The organism is Streptomyces sp. NPDC051207 (assembly GCF_040682395.1).
GTDB lineage: Bacteria > Actinomycetota > Actinomycetes > Streptomycetales > Streptomycetaceae > Streptomyces.
This window is the reverse complement of the sequence record NZ_JBFBAX010000018.1, coordinates 42,581-58,312: the sequence shown is the minus strand read 5'-3', so window position 1 is coordinate 58,312 and position 15,732 is coordinate 42,581. Positions and strand designations below refer to the sequence as shown.

General features: G+C 74.9%; 11 protein-coding genes. All 11 read right to left on the bottom strand.

Features of this window, described 5'->3' with window-relative positions; translation table 11 throughout:
- Positions 1–21 precede the first annotated feature (21 nt).
- Positions 22–426 carry a globin gene (locus AB0M97_RS18985; RefSeq protein WP_365962037.1) on the bottom strand — a complete coding sequence of 135 codons (405 nt, stop codon included), beginning with the start codon at positions 424–426 and terminating at the stop codon, positions 22–24.
- A gap of 109 nt (positions 427–535) precedes the next feature.
- Positions 536–2,392, bottom strand: coding sequence for an FHA domain-containing protein (locus tag AB0M97_RS18980; protein ID WP_365962035.1), 1,857 nt, complete (start codon positions 2,390–2,392; stop codon positions 536–538).
- A gap of 96 nt (positions 2,393–2,488) precedes the next feature.
- A complete protein-coding gene (locus AB0M97_RS18975) occupies positions 2,489–3,835 on the bottom strand; it encodes a VWA domain-containing protein (protein ID WP_365962034.1) in 1,347 nt (448 codons plus the stop codon).
- Between the two features lie 136 nt (positions 3,836–3,971).
- Positions 3,972–5,402: a protein phosphatase 2C domain-containing protein gene (locus AB0M97_RS18970; RefSeq protein ID WP_365962033.1), complete on the bottom strand. Its 1,431-nt coding sequence runs from the start codon at positions 5,400–5,402 to the stop codon at positions 3,972–3,974.
- A 3-nt stretch (positions 5,403–5,405) separates the two neighbouring features.
- A complete protein-coding gene (locus AB0M97_RS18965) occupies positions 5,406–7,988 on the bottom strand; it encodes a tetratricopeptide repeat protein (protein ID WP_365962032.1) in 2,583 nt (860 codons plus the stop codon).
- Positions 7,989–8,010: 22 nt separating this feature from the next.
- A complete protein-coding gene (locus tag AB0M97_RS18960; protein ID WP_365962031.1) occupies positions 8,011–9,345 on the bottom strand; it encodes a hypothetical protein in 1,335 nt (444 codons plus the stop codon).
- A gap of 74 nt (positions 9,346–9,419) precedes the next feature.
- Complete coding sequence (locus AB0M97_RS18955; RefSeq protein WP_365962030.1) at positions 9,420–10,466, bottom strand: glutamate ABC transporter substrate-binding protein; 1,047 nt, start codon at positions 10,464–10,466, stop codon at positions 9,420–9,422.
- A 14-nt stretch (positions 10,467–10,480) separates the two neighbouring features.
- Entirely contained in the window at positions 10,481–11,863 is a 1,383-nt protein-coding gene (locus tag AB0M97_RS18950) for a hypothetical protein (protein ID WP_365962109.1), read from the bottom strand.
- Positions 11,864–12,165: 302 nt separating this feature from the next.
- Positions 12,166–13,134, bottom strand: a complete 969-nt coding sequence (locus AB0M97_RS18945; protein WP_365962029.1) for a BadF/BadG/BcrA/BcrD ATPase family protein — start codon at positions 13,132–13,134, stop codon at positions 12,166–12,168.
- Positions 13,125–14,390, bottom strand: coding sequence for a 6-phospho-beta-glucosidase (locus AB0M97_RS18940; RefSeq protein ID WP_365962028.1), 1,266 nt, complete (start codon positions 14,388–14,390; stop codon positions 13,125–13,127). Before AB0M97_RS18940 ends, AB0M97_RS18945 begins: the two co-directional genes overlap by 10 nt.
- Before the next feature lie 52 nt (positions 14,391–14,442).
- Positions 14,443–15,654, bottom strand: a complete 1,212-nt coding sequence (locus AB0M97_RS18935) for an ROK family transcriptional regulator (RefSeq protein WP_365962026.1) — start codon at positions 15,652–15,654, stop codon at positions 14,443–14,445.
- Between the last annotated feature and the right edge of the window lie 78 nt (positions 15,655–15,732).

The window sequence follows — 15,732 nt, the reverse complement described above, 5'->3', positions numbered from 1 at the left end:
CACGCGGCGGGGGCGGCGCTCTCAGTCCGGTGTGTTCACCATTGAGGCTGCCGCGTACGTCAGGTAGTTCCACAGGGTGTGTTCGTGTTCCTCGGACAGGCCGAGTTCGTCCACCGCGGTGCGCATGTGCGTCAGCCAGGCGTCGTGGGCCGCGCGGTTGACGGCGAAGGGGGCGTGGCGCATGCGCAGGCGGGGGTGGCCGCGGTTCTCGCTGTACGTCGTGGGGCCGCCCCAGTACTGGATCAGGAACAGCGTGAGCCGTTCCTCGGCCGGGCCCAGGTCCTCCTCGGGGTACATGGGCCGCAGGATCGGGTCCTCGGCGACTCCCTCGTAGAAACGGTGGACGAGCCGGCGGAAGGTCTCCTCCCCGCCGACCTGCTCGTAGAAGGTCTGCTCCTGAAGCGTGCCGCGCCGTATCTCTTTCACGTCCCCATGCTCTCAGACGGGGGGACCGAGGACTCAAGACGTAGGACCGTCACCGGTCTGCCGGGCGACCGGGAGGGGCCGTGCGTGCGGCCCCTCCCGGACCCGTGGTTCAGCCGCGCCGGACCGTGATCGTCGTCCATGCCCCGACGTGCACCCGGTCGCCGTCCTGCAACGGCACCGGCACGAACGGCTGGATCGGCTCGTCCGAGCCGTTGACCGTCGTACCGTTCGTCGAGTTCTGGTCGACCACGGCCCAGCTGCCGTCCGGCTGCTGCACCAGCACCGCGTGCTGGTGCGAGACGCCCGGGTCCTCCGGCGGCACCGACAGGTCGATGTCGGGGGTCTCGCCGGTGGAGTGGCGGCGGCGGCCGATGGTGACCTGGTTGCCGGTGAGCGTGCGCTGCTGCTCCTGGGAGTACGCGGGCAGGTTCAGGCCCGCGGCCTCGGGGCCGGAGCGCTGCATCATCGCCATGAAGTACTCGCGGTCCGGGCCGATGGTCGCCCGCCACGTCGCCGGGCCCTGGCTGAACGCCGGGCCGCCGGACGAGGGCTGGTTCGCGCCGGGGTGCGGGTAGCCGTAACCGCCGCCGCCCTGCGGGCCACCGGGGCCCGTCGACGGAGGAGGCAGCATCCAGTCGTCCTCGCCGCCGCCCGCCTGGCCGCCCGGCTGCTGCCGGTGCGTCTCCTGCGGGTACGCGGGCGGGGCCGGAGGGCCGGACTGCTGGAACGCCTGGGGGGCGCCACCGGGGCCGCCAGGACCACTCCCCGGACCGCCACCGGGCCCGCCGGGGCCCGCGGTCGGGGTCGGGCCGGGCGGGGGTGGCGCCGGGCGTGACGGGTCGCCGAAGGGGGGCGGGCCTCCCGGACCACCTGCGCCCCCCTGGCCGCCGGGGCCTTGCCGGCCACCGGGGCCGTCCGGACCGCCGAAAGCGGACGGGGCGCCGGGGCCACCGGGACCGCCCGGCCCGTCGCCGAAGCCGGAGGGACCACCGAAACCGGAGGGACCACCGAAGCCGGAGGGATCGCCGAAAGCGGAGGGGCCGTCAGGGCCGCCGTGCCCACCTGGGCCGCCCTGCTGCCCGACAGGACCGCCCTGCGGGCCACCCATACCGCCCGGACCGCCCGGACCCCCGGGACCACCCGGACGCGCCGGTCCGCCCGGGCCACCGGGCCCGCCCGGATGCACAGGTCCACCGGGTCCACCAGGACCGCCGGGACCGCCAGGGCCCATGGGGCCACCCGGGCCGGACGGGCCACCCGGGCCGCTCGGACCACCCGGACCGCTCGGACCACCGGGATGCCCGGGACCACCTGGGCCGGACGGACCACCGGGGCCACCCGGGCCGGGCGAGCCACCAGGACCACTGGGACCACCAGGCCTGCCCTGGCCCCCATGACCCCCGTGCCCCCCATGCCCGCCGTGCCCCGACTGGTCGCCGCCGAAAGGCGGGCCCGGAGGGATCGGCTCGGCCGGGCGGTTCACCTGGGACGGGCGGGAGCCCTGGTAGTCGAACGCGTCGTGGCCGCCGTACGACGGGCCGGGCGGCTGCTGCTGGAAGCGCACGCCCGGGCCGGGCGGGGGCGGAGCGGCTGGAGTGTACGAGGTCGCCGTGTTGGTGAGGAAGTTCCACCGGCACTCCTCGCAGAACGGCGCGCCGCCCTCACGGGGCGTGCGGCACTGCGGGCAGAGCTGCGGCTCGTGCTGGCTACCCGGGCCACCTGGACCACCAGGGCCACCGTGGCTGCCGTGACCGCCGGGGCCACCAGGACCACCGTGACCAACCGGGCCGCCGTGACCTCCGGGGCCGCCCGGTCCTCCGGGGCCGCCGGGCGGCGGGAAGCCGTAGCCGCCGCCGGGCGGGGGCGGAGGGGGCGGGGGCGGAGGTACGGCACCGGCCATGCGGTGACCGCAGACCTCGCACCAGTCGTCGGAACCCGACTGGTGTCCGTTCGGGCAGGTCGGCATGTCGGCGCTTCCCCCTCTCCTTTTCCGGCCGCTCGGCCGGATTTCTCCAACCCCAAGGGGTCAGGCTCGCTGTGTTCTCATGTCACTGTTCTTGTGTCACTTCTTCACGCGAACAGTCTTGGTCGACCGAGTCTCGAGCGTCATCTCGTCGGCCTCCTCGACCTTCGCCTTCAGTCGCACAGTACCTGTCGCGGCATCCACCACGTCCACCACCTTCGCAAGCAGTTTCGCAGTGTCCGCGTTGCCGGAGGCGCTCGCGAGCTGAACGGCGCGGCCCAGTTTGGCCGTTGCCCCGTCCCTGTCGCCCACTTTGCGAAGGTCCAGCCCCTGCTGGATGGCCTGGGCCAGTTCCGCCTGCCCGGTGTAGTGGGCGACCTTGGGGTTGATCGCCGTGGACGCCACCAGGTCGTCCGTCCAGACGGCCCGTACGAGACCCTGCGCGCCGAGTTGGTGGGCGCTTCCGTCGGGCTGCGGGATCACCAGCGAGACGCGGGCCGCGAGCATCTCCTGGCCGAGGCCGGCCGGCGGGACCTCCACGCAGATGTGGTAGTCGCGGGACTCGTCGCCCCAGGAGCCGGTGGGGTAGTCACCGGCCCGCGGCCCCGCCTCGGTGCGGCGGCCGGTCAGATCCTCCATGGTGGGCGCGGCCTGCTTGACGAACTTCACGGTCGTACCGACCGGGGTCCACAGCCGCAGCGCGACGTCCGCGACCTCCTTGCCCATCGCCGTCTCCATCATCCGCGTGAAGTCGGCGGCGAGCCCGGCCGGGTCGGCGACGATGTCCGCGCTGCCGAGCAGGGCGGAGGCGATCCCTGTGACTTCTTTCACTTCCCAGTCCGTGCCCACGCCCCGGGCGTCGCACGTGAACCGCCCGGCACACGCGTCCAGTGCCGCGCGGAGATCCTGGGGCGACTCGTGTTCGTTGCGGCCGTCGGTGAGCAGGATGCCGTGCCGGATCGCGACGTCCGCCGAGGACAGCAGGCGGTCGGCGAGCCGCAGCCACGTGCCGATCGCCGTGCCGCCGCCCGCGCCGAGGCTGCGCAGCGCCTGCTTGGCCTGCTCGCGGGTGGTGGCGTCGGCGACCGCGAGGCGGCCGTCGGCCGGGTAGACCTCCTTGGCGACGTGCGTGCCGCCGATGACGGCGAAGTGCACGCCGTCGCGCAGGGTGTCGATCGCGGCGGCCGTCGCGTCGCGGGCGTTGCGCATCTTGGCCGACGGGTAGTCCATCGAACCCGAGCAGTCGACCATGATCGCCACGGCCGCGGAGGGGCCCTGGCCGGACGCGTACAGGTGCGGCGCGGTGACCGCGCCGCCGACCGTGCCGCCGCCGGTCGCGGTCACGGTGACGACGGCGTTGACCTCGCGGCCGCCTTCCGGCAGGTGCTCGTTCTGGTAGACGTCCACCGAGAACTGCGGCACCTTCGGCTTCGAGAAACTGGCCATGCCTACTCTGCTCCCCCTAGGACGCCCCACCGGGGTGGGGCGACGGCTGTCGACGGGACCGGTCCCCTCCGGTCCCTCTGCCACCGCTTCTGTCTGGAATCCGGAACCCGGAATGTGCCGTCCGGAAGCAGTGGGCTCAGGCCGATCCTGCCCCCTGCCGCACGGCCGGGAACGGCACGACGGCCACTGTTACGTTGTCGTGGCCCCCGCAGTCCAGGGCGTGACCGACCAGAACCCGGGCACTGTGCAGCGGGCGCTGCGCGGCGTCGTGGGGGACCACGCGGGCCATCTCCTCGGCGGCCTCCGCGTAGTTCCACAGGCCGTCCGTGCAGACCACCACGACACCCGGCCGGTCCGGCTTGAAGGCCGCGGTGTGCGGCTCCAGTTCGTACGCGTCGGCGCCCAGCCAGCCCGTGATCGCGTGGGCGCGCTCGTCGGCGTAGGCCTCGGCCTCGTTCATCAGGCCGGCGGAGACCATCTGCGCGGCCCACGAGTCGTCCTCGGTGAGGCGGGCGGGGGGTGCGCCGCGGTCCACCGGCACCCAGTAGGCGCGGCTGTCGCCGACCCAGCCGACGACGAGGAGGCCGGGCGTCACCACGGCGCCGACCAGGGTGCAGGCGGGGGCGTTCTGGTGCGGGCCCTGCTCCAGGGCCGTCGCGGGTTCGGCGGCGAGGGAGTTGACGGCGTGTGAGGCCGCGAGGATCGCCTCGTGCATGGCCTGCTGCGGGTGCGTGCCCCGCGGCAGGGCAGTGAGCAGCGCGTCGCTCGCGGCGCGGGACGCGGCGAGCGAGGCGTCGTCGGGGCGGGTCGCCGAGGAGACGCCGTCGCAGACGATCGCCACGGTGGCGGCGGAGCCGTCGGGCAGCGCGGTGCGGGCGACCGCGAACGCGTCCTCGTTGCGAGGGTGGCGCAGGCCCCGGTCGCTGACGGCGGCGACCGTGCCGGCGTCCTGCTCCATGTGGTCGCGCTCGCGGGGCTGGGCGTGCCCGCAGTTCTCGCAGTAGCCGTCACTGTCGACCCGCCCGGCCCGGCAGGCCACGCAGACCTTGGCGGCCGGGGCCTGCGCGGTGTGCGTGGCGTGCTCGCCGGCGATCCGGGGATCGGGTGCCTGCAGCGCGTACTCGTCGGGGGCGGAGGAGGCCAAAGGGGCCGACGGGGCGTCCGCTTCGCCGGCCCCGGCGTACGGCGTGCCTTCCGCGTCGCCTGTCCCGGCGTACGGCGTGCCTTCCTGCCCGGACGCCGACGGTCCGAACCCGTCACCGCCGGACTGGGACCGGTCGAAACGGACACCGCTGGCGGGCGCGGGAGCGGCCGGGGGCGGCGCGGGCGCCGGGGGCGCGGGAGTACCCGGCGCCGTTGCCACACCCGCACCCGGCGGCGAAGCCGCAGACGCCGCACCCGGGGGCGCGGTTGCCGCAACCCCGCCGTTCAACGTCACCGTCGGCTGGTCCTCCGGCCGCACCGGAACAGCGGACAAGTCGTATCCGCACGCACCGCAGAAACGGTCGCCCGACTCAAGGGGTTCCTCGCAGCTCGGGCACGCGGACAACTGGGGCATCTGCGACATCAACTACACCCACGTCCGGGGGCGGTAACGGTTGGCTCGTTCCACCAGGTCGATCCTCTCCTCGCCGCCTCGCGCGAGCCGGGCCAGCATGCGGTACGAACGCTCCAGGCCGAAGCGCAGGCCCCGCTCGTCCAGCTCGCTGCCGAGCAGCACCCGCCGCGCGGCCGGGGCGGAACCCTGGCCATCGGAGAGTACCCAGTCCAGGGCGCAGCCGAGGACTTCCACCGACAACTGCTCGCGCCGCGCCGGGTCGAGCCCGTACGCGTCCAGCGCCTCGACCTGCCCGGCGGCGGCCGACAGGTCGTCCAGGAACGGTACGTCACCGGCGGCGGCCGTCCGCTGCCGCAGCCGGGCCCGCACGGCCGCCACGCGGGCCGCCGTGTAGTGGATGGACGACTCCGGCACCGACTCCAGCGTCCGTACGGCGCCGCTCCGGTCCCCGGCCGCGAGCTGCACGCGCGCGAGGCCGAACGCGGCGCTGACACAGCTCGGGTCGGTCGCCCACACCAGGCGGTAGTACTCGGCGGCGTTGTCCAGCTGCCCCAGCACCTCCGCGCACAGGCCGAGGGCGAGCTTGGGCGCGGGCTCGCCAGGGAAGGCGTCGTACACCGCGTCGAAGGCGAGCGCGGCGCCCTCGTGGTCGCCGGTGACCAGCGAGGCCACGCCGCGGTACCAGACGACCCGCCAGTCGTCGGGCCGTTCCTCCTCCACGTGCCGCAGGGCCTCCAGCGCGGTGTAGGAGTCGCCGTTCTCCAGCCAGGCGCGGATCTGCCGCAGCCGGGTCTCGACGGACGGCGACGGTGCCGCCGCCAGCGCGCCGAGCAGCTCGCCCGGCGCGGACGTCATCAGGCCCGCCACGAACCCCGCGTTGGGGTCGGACGGGTCGACCCGCGGCACGGGCAGCGCGAGCCCAGCGGCGGGCGTGGCGACGGGCTTGACGAGACTGGCGGTACGGGCGGGCGCGGGCACCACGCCCCCGCCGGCCGGCAGGGCGGACGCCGCGGTTCCGCCTCCACCTCCGTCTCTGCCTCTCCCCCCGACGCCGCCTCTGCCACCCGTCGGCCGTGCCCCCAGCCGGGACACCTCCCCGTCCAGCTTCGGGAACAACTCCGTGTCGGCCACCCTCAGTTCGGGACCGAACAGCGTCGACAGCGCGGGCCGGGCGCGGCCTGTCTGCAGCGACACGACCTCCCGCAGCACACCCGTCAGCTGCTCGGCCATCTCCTGCGCGGAGGCGAACCGGCGCGCCGGATCGGGGTCCGTGGCCCGCACCAGCAGCCGGTAGAACGACTCGTACTGCCGGAAGACCTCGATGTGGTCCGGGTCGGGCAGCGAGTCCACGTAGACGTTCGTGTAGCCCTGGAAGTCGAAGGCGAGGACGGCGAGCGTGCGGCCCACCGTGTACAGGTCGGACGCCACCGACGGGCCGACCTCGGCGACCTCGGGCGCCTGGTAGCCCACCGTGCCGTAGATGGCCGACTCCTCGTCGTCCATCCTGCGCACCGCGCCCATGTCGATCAGCTTCAGCTGGTCCTCGGTCTGGATGGCGTTGTCGACCTTGAAGTCGCAGTACAGCAGGTTGCGGCTGTGCAGGTGGCCGAGCGCCTCCAGGGCCTCGATGCCGTACGCGCAGGCCTGCTCCACGGGCAGCGGGTCCCGCCGGCCCTGCGGGGTGCGGCGGGCGTTCGCTATCTCCTTCAGCGACTTGCCGCCGACGTACTCCATGACGATGTAGCCGTCGAGGGAGCCGGTGCGCTGGTCGAGGTGCTCCACGAAGTTGTAGATCCGCACGATGTTGGCGTGCTCGATCTCCGCGAGGAACCGCCGCTCGGAGATCGCCGCCGCCATGGCGTCCTGGTCGCCGGTGTCGAGCAGGCCCTTGAGGACCACCCACCGGTCGGAGACCGCGCGGTCCACGGCGAGGTAGACCCAGCCGAGCCCGCCGTGCGCGAGGCAGCCCGCCACCTCGTACTGGCCGTGCACCACGTCACCGGCCCGCAGCTTCGGCACGAACGAGTACGGGTGGCCGCACTTGGTGCAGAAGCCCTCCGTGCGCCCCGGCCGGTCGCCGCGGGCCCGCCCGACCGGCGCCCCGCAGTCCGAACGCGAGCAGAAGCGCTTGCGCTCGGGCACCTCGGGGCGGTCCAGCACCATCGCGCGCGGGTCGGGCCGCGGGATCGGCGGCACCTGCACCAGACCCGCGCCGAGCCGCCCGCGCGAGGACGAACCGGCCGCGGAACCGGAGCTGCGCACCGACACCGAACGGCTCGTGGCCCGCCCCGACGCCGCACGCGACAGCCGGCCAGACACCGAGCGCCGCGACCGCGACGACTGCGACGACGTACGGGAGCCGCGGCTGCCGGAGCGCGCACTGCCGCTGCGCGACGAGCCCGTGGAGCCGCGCGCGGCGACCGTGATCCCGGTCGCCGCCGAGCCCACCAGGCCGGTCGAGGAGACCACCGGCGCGAGACCGCAGGTGTCGCAGTACAGCTCGCCACCGCCCACGTCCTCGTACGCGCCCTCACAGCCGGGCCGCTGACAGCTCCGCCCGGCCGGGCCCCCCGCCCCGTTCTCCGTCCGGCTCATCCCGCCGCCTCCCCCTCGTCGCTCACGCGCCCGGCCCCCCGCGGTCCTCGGGGCCGCTCTGGCCGGGCACCCGCGCGGCACCGCCGAGCAGCTCGGCCGCCGCGTGCTGGTAGCGCAGCACCGCCTGCTCGGCGACCCGCAGGTCGCAGGGCGCGCTCCACAGCATGCGGCGCGCCCTCTCGTACTTCTCGACCAGCTCGGGGTCCTCCGCCAGGCCGTGCCGGGCGACCTTCGCCTTGTACGCGTCGAGCCGGCCGCGCAGCTCGGCCCGGACGGCCAGGGGCGCGGTGACGGCGGTCAGCGACTCGCGGGCGCGCAGCAGTTCGTCCTCCGCCTTGCGCTCCAGCGCCTCCAGGAGCGGCGACAGGCGGTGCCACTGGGCGCTCCTGCGGTACTCGGCGGCCGTCGCCAACTGCTCCTGGAGCACCGTCGGCGGGCCGCTCACCACCGGCACCTCCGTCGCGGCGATCTTCGCCAGCACCTCGCCGCGCGCGGTGCGGGCCTCGGCGAGCGTGCGGTCCGCGCGGGACAGCAGGTCCCGCAGCTTCACGATCCGCGCCTCGGCGTCCTTGCGGACCTCCAGCACGGCGTCGATCTCGCGGCGCACGTCCTCCAGCGCGCGTGCCTCACGGTCGTACACCGTGGTGTCCGGCCTGCCGCCGCCCGGCGCCGAACTGCCCTCGGTGGGCTTCCAGAACGCCAGCGGGTCCGACACCACCTGCTCGCGCAGCCGCGTCAGCGTGCGCGTGATGCGCTCCAGGTCGTCGCCCGCCGGATGCTCGCCGGGGCGCACGCCCACGGAGTGCGCGAGCTGCCGGGTGCGCTGGAGCTCCGCGGCGAGTAAGTCGATACGGGCGGGCAGCGCCGACCAGACCGCGTCGGCGGCGACGACCATGTCGAGCGAGCGCGCGTACAGATCGTTCATGCGGTCCACGAGCGTGGTGAGCGAGTACCGCTCGGTGAGCCGGCCCGGACCGCCGTCCGGCGTGGGCGCCCCGGCGGCCGCCGTGGCGCTGCCCGGTACCGTGACGGACTCGCCGCTCAGCAACTCGGTCAGCTCCGCCAGGTCCTCCCGGCTGGACCAGCGGCGGCGGGCGCGGATCTCACGGGCGGTGCGCAGCGCGCCCGCGTACGCGTCGAAGTACGTCCACAGCAGCGTGATCGCCGCCTCCGTGGCCGCCCACCGCTCCTTGGTGACGCCGGTGAGGTCGGCTCCTTCGAGGAGTCTGCGGCCCGCGTGGTCCTGGAGGGCGAGCAGCGAGGTCTCGATCGCCTCGTGCTCCGCGCCGAGCCGCGCCAGCGCACGGTCCACCTCGTCCCGGTCCATCACCGGCCCGGTGGGTCCCGTGACGCCCATCGATCACCTCTCACTGCTGCTGTTGTCCGACTGTTGTCCGGCCGCTGGTCGTTCCGCTGTCCGCCCGCGTGCCGTCAGCCCGTACGCCGGTACTCCGGGGCCGGGGGTTGCGACTTCGCCGGGTCCTTGCCCAGTGTGGCCGACAGCCATCTGCCGTACGACGCCTGCCATCCGTTCGTGGTGTCCTTGCGGTAGTCCACCAGGATCCGGTTGACGCGGCGGACCAGATCGTCGGCGTCCTTCTTCATCGCGACGCCGTAGTACTCCTCGGTGAACGCGTCGCCCTTCAGCTGCACCGTCGGGTCCTGCGCCGCCTGGCTCGCCGCGAGCGCGCCGTCGGTCACCACGGCGTCGGCCTCGCCGAGTTGCAGCCGCACCAGGCAGTCCAGCTGGTTGGGGACGGTCCCGGAGATGTCCGCGGAGGCCGGCAGCTCGCCCGCCTTCCTGGCCGCCTCCAGCGTCGAGTGGGCGGTGGAGCCCGTCGCCGTGCAGATCCGCTTGCCCGCGAGCGAGCCGTCGTAGCCGGTGACCGGTGACGACCTGGGCGCCAGGACCTGCTGGCCGGTCTTGAAGTACGGCGCGGAGAAGGCCACGTCCTTCACGCGCTCGCAGTTGATGGTCATGGTCCGTACGACCATGTCGACGCGGCCGTCCTGGATCGCCGGGATGCGCTGGTCCGTCGGTATCGCCTTGAACTGCACCGCGTTCGCGTCGCCGAGGATGTCCTGCGCGATGCGGTGCACCAGGTCGATGTCGAAGCCCTCCAGGTCACCGGAGGCGCCGCGGTTGGGGTTGCGGTAGCCCCAGCGGTAGCTGTTCTGGTCGACGCCGACGATCAGCTTGCGCTTCTCGCCCTGCCGCTTCTTGATCGCCTCTGTCGCCGGGCCGTCCTCGCCGGACGGGGACAGCGTCTGCTTCTCCGGGTCCGTGCAGTCGTCCGCCGCCCGGATGCGGGCGGCGTCGGCCACGCCCGGGCCGCCGGTGCCCGCCGCGCCGCCGTCGCCGGTCCGCCCCACGTGCGGCAGCAGCAGCGCGAAGACGACCGTCAGGGCGCAGACGACCGCCATCGCCCCCACACCGCCCCAGCCCCTCAGGCCGGCCCGCAGACGTCGCGCACTCATCGTCACGCCCCCTCTCACCGGTACTCCGACAGCCTGCGGCCGATGCCCAGCACGGCCCCCGCCGCGCCCAGTACGGCGAGCAGGCCTGCGCCCACCGGCAGGCCCGCCGTCGCGTCCAGGCCGTCCCCGGCCGCCGACCTGAACTCCTGCGTCTCGTGGCGCAGCGCCCGGGCGAGGCTGTCGTCCACGCCGTCGAAGCACTCGCCGGTCGCGCCCTTCGCGCCGATCACCTTGTCCAGCGCGGCGTCGTAGTTGCCGTTCTCGTCCTGCTCGCGGGCCGCGGCGTGGCGCTTCTTCCACTCCGCCATGTAGCCCACGGCGGCGGCGACCGGCCGCTCGCCCGGCCGGTCGTCGGCGAGGCGCCGCGCCTCGGCGAGGCCCTTGCCGAGGACGGCCATCTCCCTCTGGAAGTCGTGGTCGTAGGCGTCGAACGTCTCCGCGCCGACCCTGACCGTCTCCGCGCCGCGCGCCACCAGCGTCAGGTTCTCGTTGCCGCGGGCCTTGAGGGAGGCGATGCGGGCGTCGTGCAGCACGTTCAGGGAGCGCACGCCGTGGTCGTAGGAGTCGTCGAGGGACGCGCGTGCGACGGTGTGGCCGACGGTCAGCCACAGCAGGACGACCGTCGCGGTGGCCGTCGCCGCGACCAGGCCGTGGTTCAGGACGCGGTTGGTGCGGCGGTAGGTGCGGTGCTGGGCCCAGGCGAGGGCGGCCAGCGTGGCCACGCCGAGCGCGATGGCCGCCCAGGGGTAGGGGGTGGCGTTGGCGTAGTCCGCGCGCAGCCGCTGGTTCTCGTTCTTGTACAGCGCCTCCGCCGCCGGGAGCATCTGCTGGTGCATCTTCTCGTCGGCGTACCGCAGGTAGGCGCCGCCGACCGGGAAGCCCTGGCGGTTGTACGTCCTGGCCCGCTCCACGAGGCCCTTGTACTCGGGCAGCAGGCGGTTGAGGCGGGTGATGGTGCGCGCGGAGGGCGAGCCGGGCTCGGAGTTGGCCGCGGCGTTGACGAGTTTGTCGGCGGCCGTGCGGATGTCCTGCTCGTAGCGGTCGCGGGAGGCCTTGGTCTCCTGGCCGCCGGCGAGGAAGCCGCTGGAGGCGGCGGTGTTGGCGTCGGCGAGGGAGCGGTAGATGTCGGCCGCGTCGGAGCTGAGGGGCTGGCTGCGGTGGAGGACGGCGTCGGCGGCGGCGGCGCGGTGCTCGGTCTGCCAGGCGGTGACCGCGCCGAAGGCGACGACGAGGGCGGCGAGCACGGCGCCGATAACGCGCAGCCGGCCCGGTTCGGTGGTCGCGGCCGTGCGCAGGCGCTCCGCGCCCTCGGCGAAGGCGCCGCGGCGGGGGACGGCGGGGGTGCGGCGGACCGCGGGGGCGGTGCGCTGGGGCGGGACGGCGGGCAGGGTGGCCATGCCCGCGGGCGCGCTGTCCGGGGAGTTCCGGCCCGGTGGCGCCGTGCTGTTCGTCGGCGGCTGCGTCACTGCTGACCTCCCCCATGGTCATCCGTCGCGGCAAGTATCGCTGCCGTCACCGACATCCGCACCGGGCTTCACCGGATCTTGAGGGGACCGGGGTGCGGTTTCCCCGTGGAGTGCCTGGGGGTTCCCCTCATGAATACGTCCGTGGAAACCGTTCGGTTCCCCCGGAACGGGCAGGCGCCGACGGCGGACGCGGCCGTCGGCGCCCGCCCGGCCCGGGAGTTCCGGGTGGGCTCTCACGGGCTCCGGTAGGTCGCGGTCGCCCTCGCGTGGGCCGAGCCGGGCGCTCCCACGTCGTCCAGGCCCAGGAGGATCGCGCCCAGGACCGGCGGTTCGGTGACGACCCTCGCGGTGGCCTGCGGGGCGCGTGCCGCCAGGCGGGCCCTTACGCCGTCGTCCAGTTGGGGGTGGCGGGCGGCCAGGACGCTGCCGCCGAGGAGGACCGGCGTCTGCTCGTCCAGGAGGTCCAGGCGGGTCAGGGCCACCGCGGCCATCGTCACCACCTCGTCGGCCAGGCGGTCCACCAGCGCGCGGGCCACCTCGTCGCCGTCCGCCGCCGTGGCGAACACCACCGGCGTCAGCTCGTGGCGGCGGGCGGCGGGGATGCGGCGCAGGTGCAGCGCCTCCACCAGCGCGTACACGGACGGCAGGTGGAAGTGGGCCGGGAGGGTCTCGGCCAGGCGGGTCGGCCCGCCCCTGCCGTCCTGCGCCCTGGAGGCGTGCCACAGGGCCTCCTCCGTGAGGCCCCAACCCCCGCCCCAGTCGCCGGAGATGCGGCCCAGCGCCGGGAAACGGGCCGTGCGGCCGTCGGGGCGCATGCCGACGCAGTTGATGCCCGCGCCGCAGACCACCGCCACGCCCCGGGGTTCGGGGACGCCGGCGCGCAGGACGGCGAACGTGTCGTTGCGGACCGTCACCGTGCCGGCCCACGCGCGTGCGTGCAGCGCCGCGGTGAGGTCCTCCTCCTCGGCCGGGAAGTCCGCGTTGGCCAGGCAGGCCGACACGTGGTCGGCGCGCCGGACACCCGCGGCGGCCAGCGCGCTCGCCACGGGCGCGGCCAGTGCGTCGACCGCCCTCCCGGTCCCCACGGCCGGCGGGCGGAAGCCGCCGCCGCGCGCGGTCGCCAGCACGGTGCCGTCCGCCCCGGCCACCGCCACGTCCGTCTTGCTGTTGCCCGCGTCGATCGCCAGGACCGTCACGCCCACGGCAGGTACTCCCGGTTGTGGGCGATCAGCCGGTCCGTCAGGGTCTGCGCGTACGCGTACTGGCCGATCAGCGGGTGGGCCAGCAGCGCGCGGAACACCCGGTCCCGGCCGCCCCGCAGGGCTGCCTCCAGGGCCAGGTCCTCGTAGGCGGTGACGTTCGCCATCAGGCCCGCGTACAGCGGGTCCACCGCCCTGACGGGCAGCGGCGTCGCTCCGGTGCGGTCCACCGCGGCCTGGACCTCGATCACCGCGTCGTCCGGGAGGAAGGGCAGCGTGCCACGGTTGTCCGTGTTGACCACCTGGTACGGGGATCCGCCGCCGCCGAGCAGCGCGGCGGCCAGGTCCACCGCCGCCTCCGAGTAGTAGGCGCCGCCCCGCTCGGCGAGCAGCGCGGGCTTCTCGCTCAGGGCCGGGTCGGCGTAGAGCGCCAGCAGTTCCTTCTCCATCGCGGCGACTTGGGACGCCCTCGACGGCCCGGCCTTCTGTTCCTCCACCGCTTCGTCGTGCGCGTAGTAGTAGCGCAGGTAGTAGGAGGGGACCGTGTTCAGGCGCTCCAGCAGCGCGCGCGGCAGGTGGAGGTCCCGGGCGATCGTGTCGCCGTGTTCCGCGAGCAGTCCCGGCAGGACGTCCTCGCCGTCCGGGCCGCCGAGGCGGACGCCGGTCTCCCAGGTGAGGTGGTTCAGGCCCACGTGGTCGAGGTGCACGTCGGCGGGGTCGGTGCCCAGCAGGGCGGCGAACTTGCGCTGGAAGCCGATCGCCACGTTGCACAGGCCCACCGCCTTGTGCCCGGCGCCGAGGAGGGCGCGGGTGACGATGCCGACCGGGTTGGTGAAGTCGACGATCCAGGCGTCCGGGTTGCGGCGGCGCACCCGCTCGGCGATGTCGAGGACCACCGGGACCGTGCGCAGCGCCTTCGCCAGACCGCCCGCGCCGGTCGTCTCCTGGCCCACACAGCCGCACTCCAGGGGCCAGGTCTCGTCCTGCCGGCGGGCCGCCTGGCCGCCCACGCGGAGCTGGAGGAGCACCGCGTCCGCGCCGTCGACCGCCGCGTCGAGGTCGGCGGTGGTGGTGACCCTGGCCGGGTGGTCCTGGTGGGCCAGGATGCGGCGGGCGAAGGCGCCGACGAGGTCCAGGCGGTCCGTCGCCGGGTCGGTCAGGACCAGCTCCGCCACGGGCAGCGTGTCCCTCAGCCGGGCGAAGCCGTCGACCAGTTCGGGGGTGTAGGTCGAGCCTGCGCCGACCACGGTGAGTTTCATGTCGTTGGCCTTCCGGGCGTCGGGGTCTCCCCGGGACAGGGGCGGTGCGGGGTCAGCGGGAGGTGTCGAAGACCTCGTCGCGGGTGGCGGCCAGCGCGCTCTCCAGCGCGCCGCGCAGCACGGGGTCCTCGGCGACGCCGCCGACGACCAGCCGGGGGCGGGCGGCGGCCAGCTCCGCCAGCTCGGCCGATACCAGGTCGCGCAGCGTCTCGCCGCCCGCGGTCAGGCAGGCGCCGCCGAGGACGACCAGCTCGGGGTCGAGGACGCAGACCAGGGCGGCGAGGCCGGTGGCGAGCCTGGTGGCGTACCTGCGCAGCAGGTGCCGGTGCGGCTCGTCGTCCCGTTCGGCGGCCCGTCCCACGAGGGCGGCGGCGACCTCGGCGTACGGGCCCTCGGGGATGTCCTGGACGCCGAGTTCGCGGGCCAGCGCCGGGACGGCCTGCGCGCCGGCCAGCTCCTGGTAGCCGCCGCTGTTGGCCCGCGCGACCTGGCGGACCAGGGGGGCGCCGGGCACGGGCAGGAAGCCGACCTCGCCGGCGCCGCCGGTCCAGCCGCGGTGCAGCCGGCCGCCGAGGACGAGGGCGGCGCCGAGGCCCTCCTGGTTCCACAGCAGGACGAAGTCGGGGTGGCCGCGGGCCGCGCCGAGGCGCTGCTCGGCGACGGCGGCGAGGTTCACGTCGTTCTCGTACTCCACCGGCATCGGCAGCGCGGCGGCGAGTTCGCCGAGCAGTGTGGGGGAGTGCCAGCCCGGCAGGTGCGAGGCGTAGCGCAGCCGCGCTGTGCTCGGGTCGAAGGCGCCGGGGGTGCCGATGACGAGCCGGTGGACGTGGTCCCGGGTCAGCCCGGCCGCCTTGACGGCGCCGTCCAGGGCGTCGGTGACCTGCCGGACGACGGGTGTGCCGGTGCGCCGGCCGGGGGTGGGCAGCTCGTGGCGGCCGACCGTGCGGCCGGTGAGGTCGGCGACGGCGGCGACGATGCGCCCGGGGGTGACGTCGAGTCCGGCGGCGTAGGCGGCGGCCGGGTTCACCTCGTACAGCTGGGCGCCGGGGCCCGGGCGGCCCTCGCTCGTGCCGGACGCGAGAACGAGCCCGGCGGCCTGCAAGCGGGCGAGGAGCTGGGAGGCGGTCGGCTTGGACAGGCCGGTGAGCTTGCCGAGCCTGGTGCGGGAGAGCGGGCCGTGCTCCAGGAGGAGGTCCAGGGCGGCGCGGTCGTTCATGGCGCGCAGGAGGCGGGGGGTGCCTGGCGTGCCGGCGGTTCCTGCCAAGCGGCTGCCCCCCTGGTGGCACTCTGTCAGGAAACTTTCCTGTCGATTCTGGACCGTAGGCCGGCGGCGAGTCGGCCG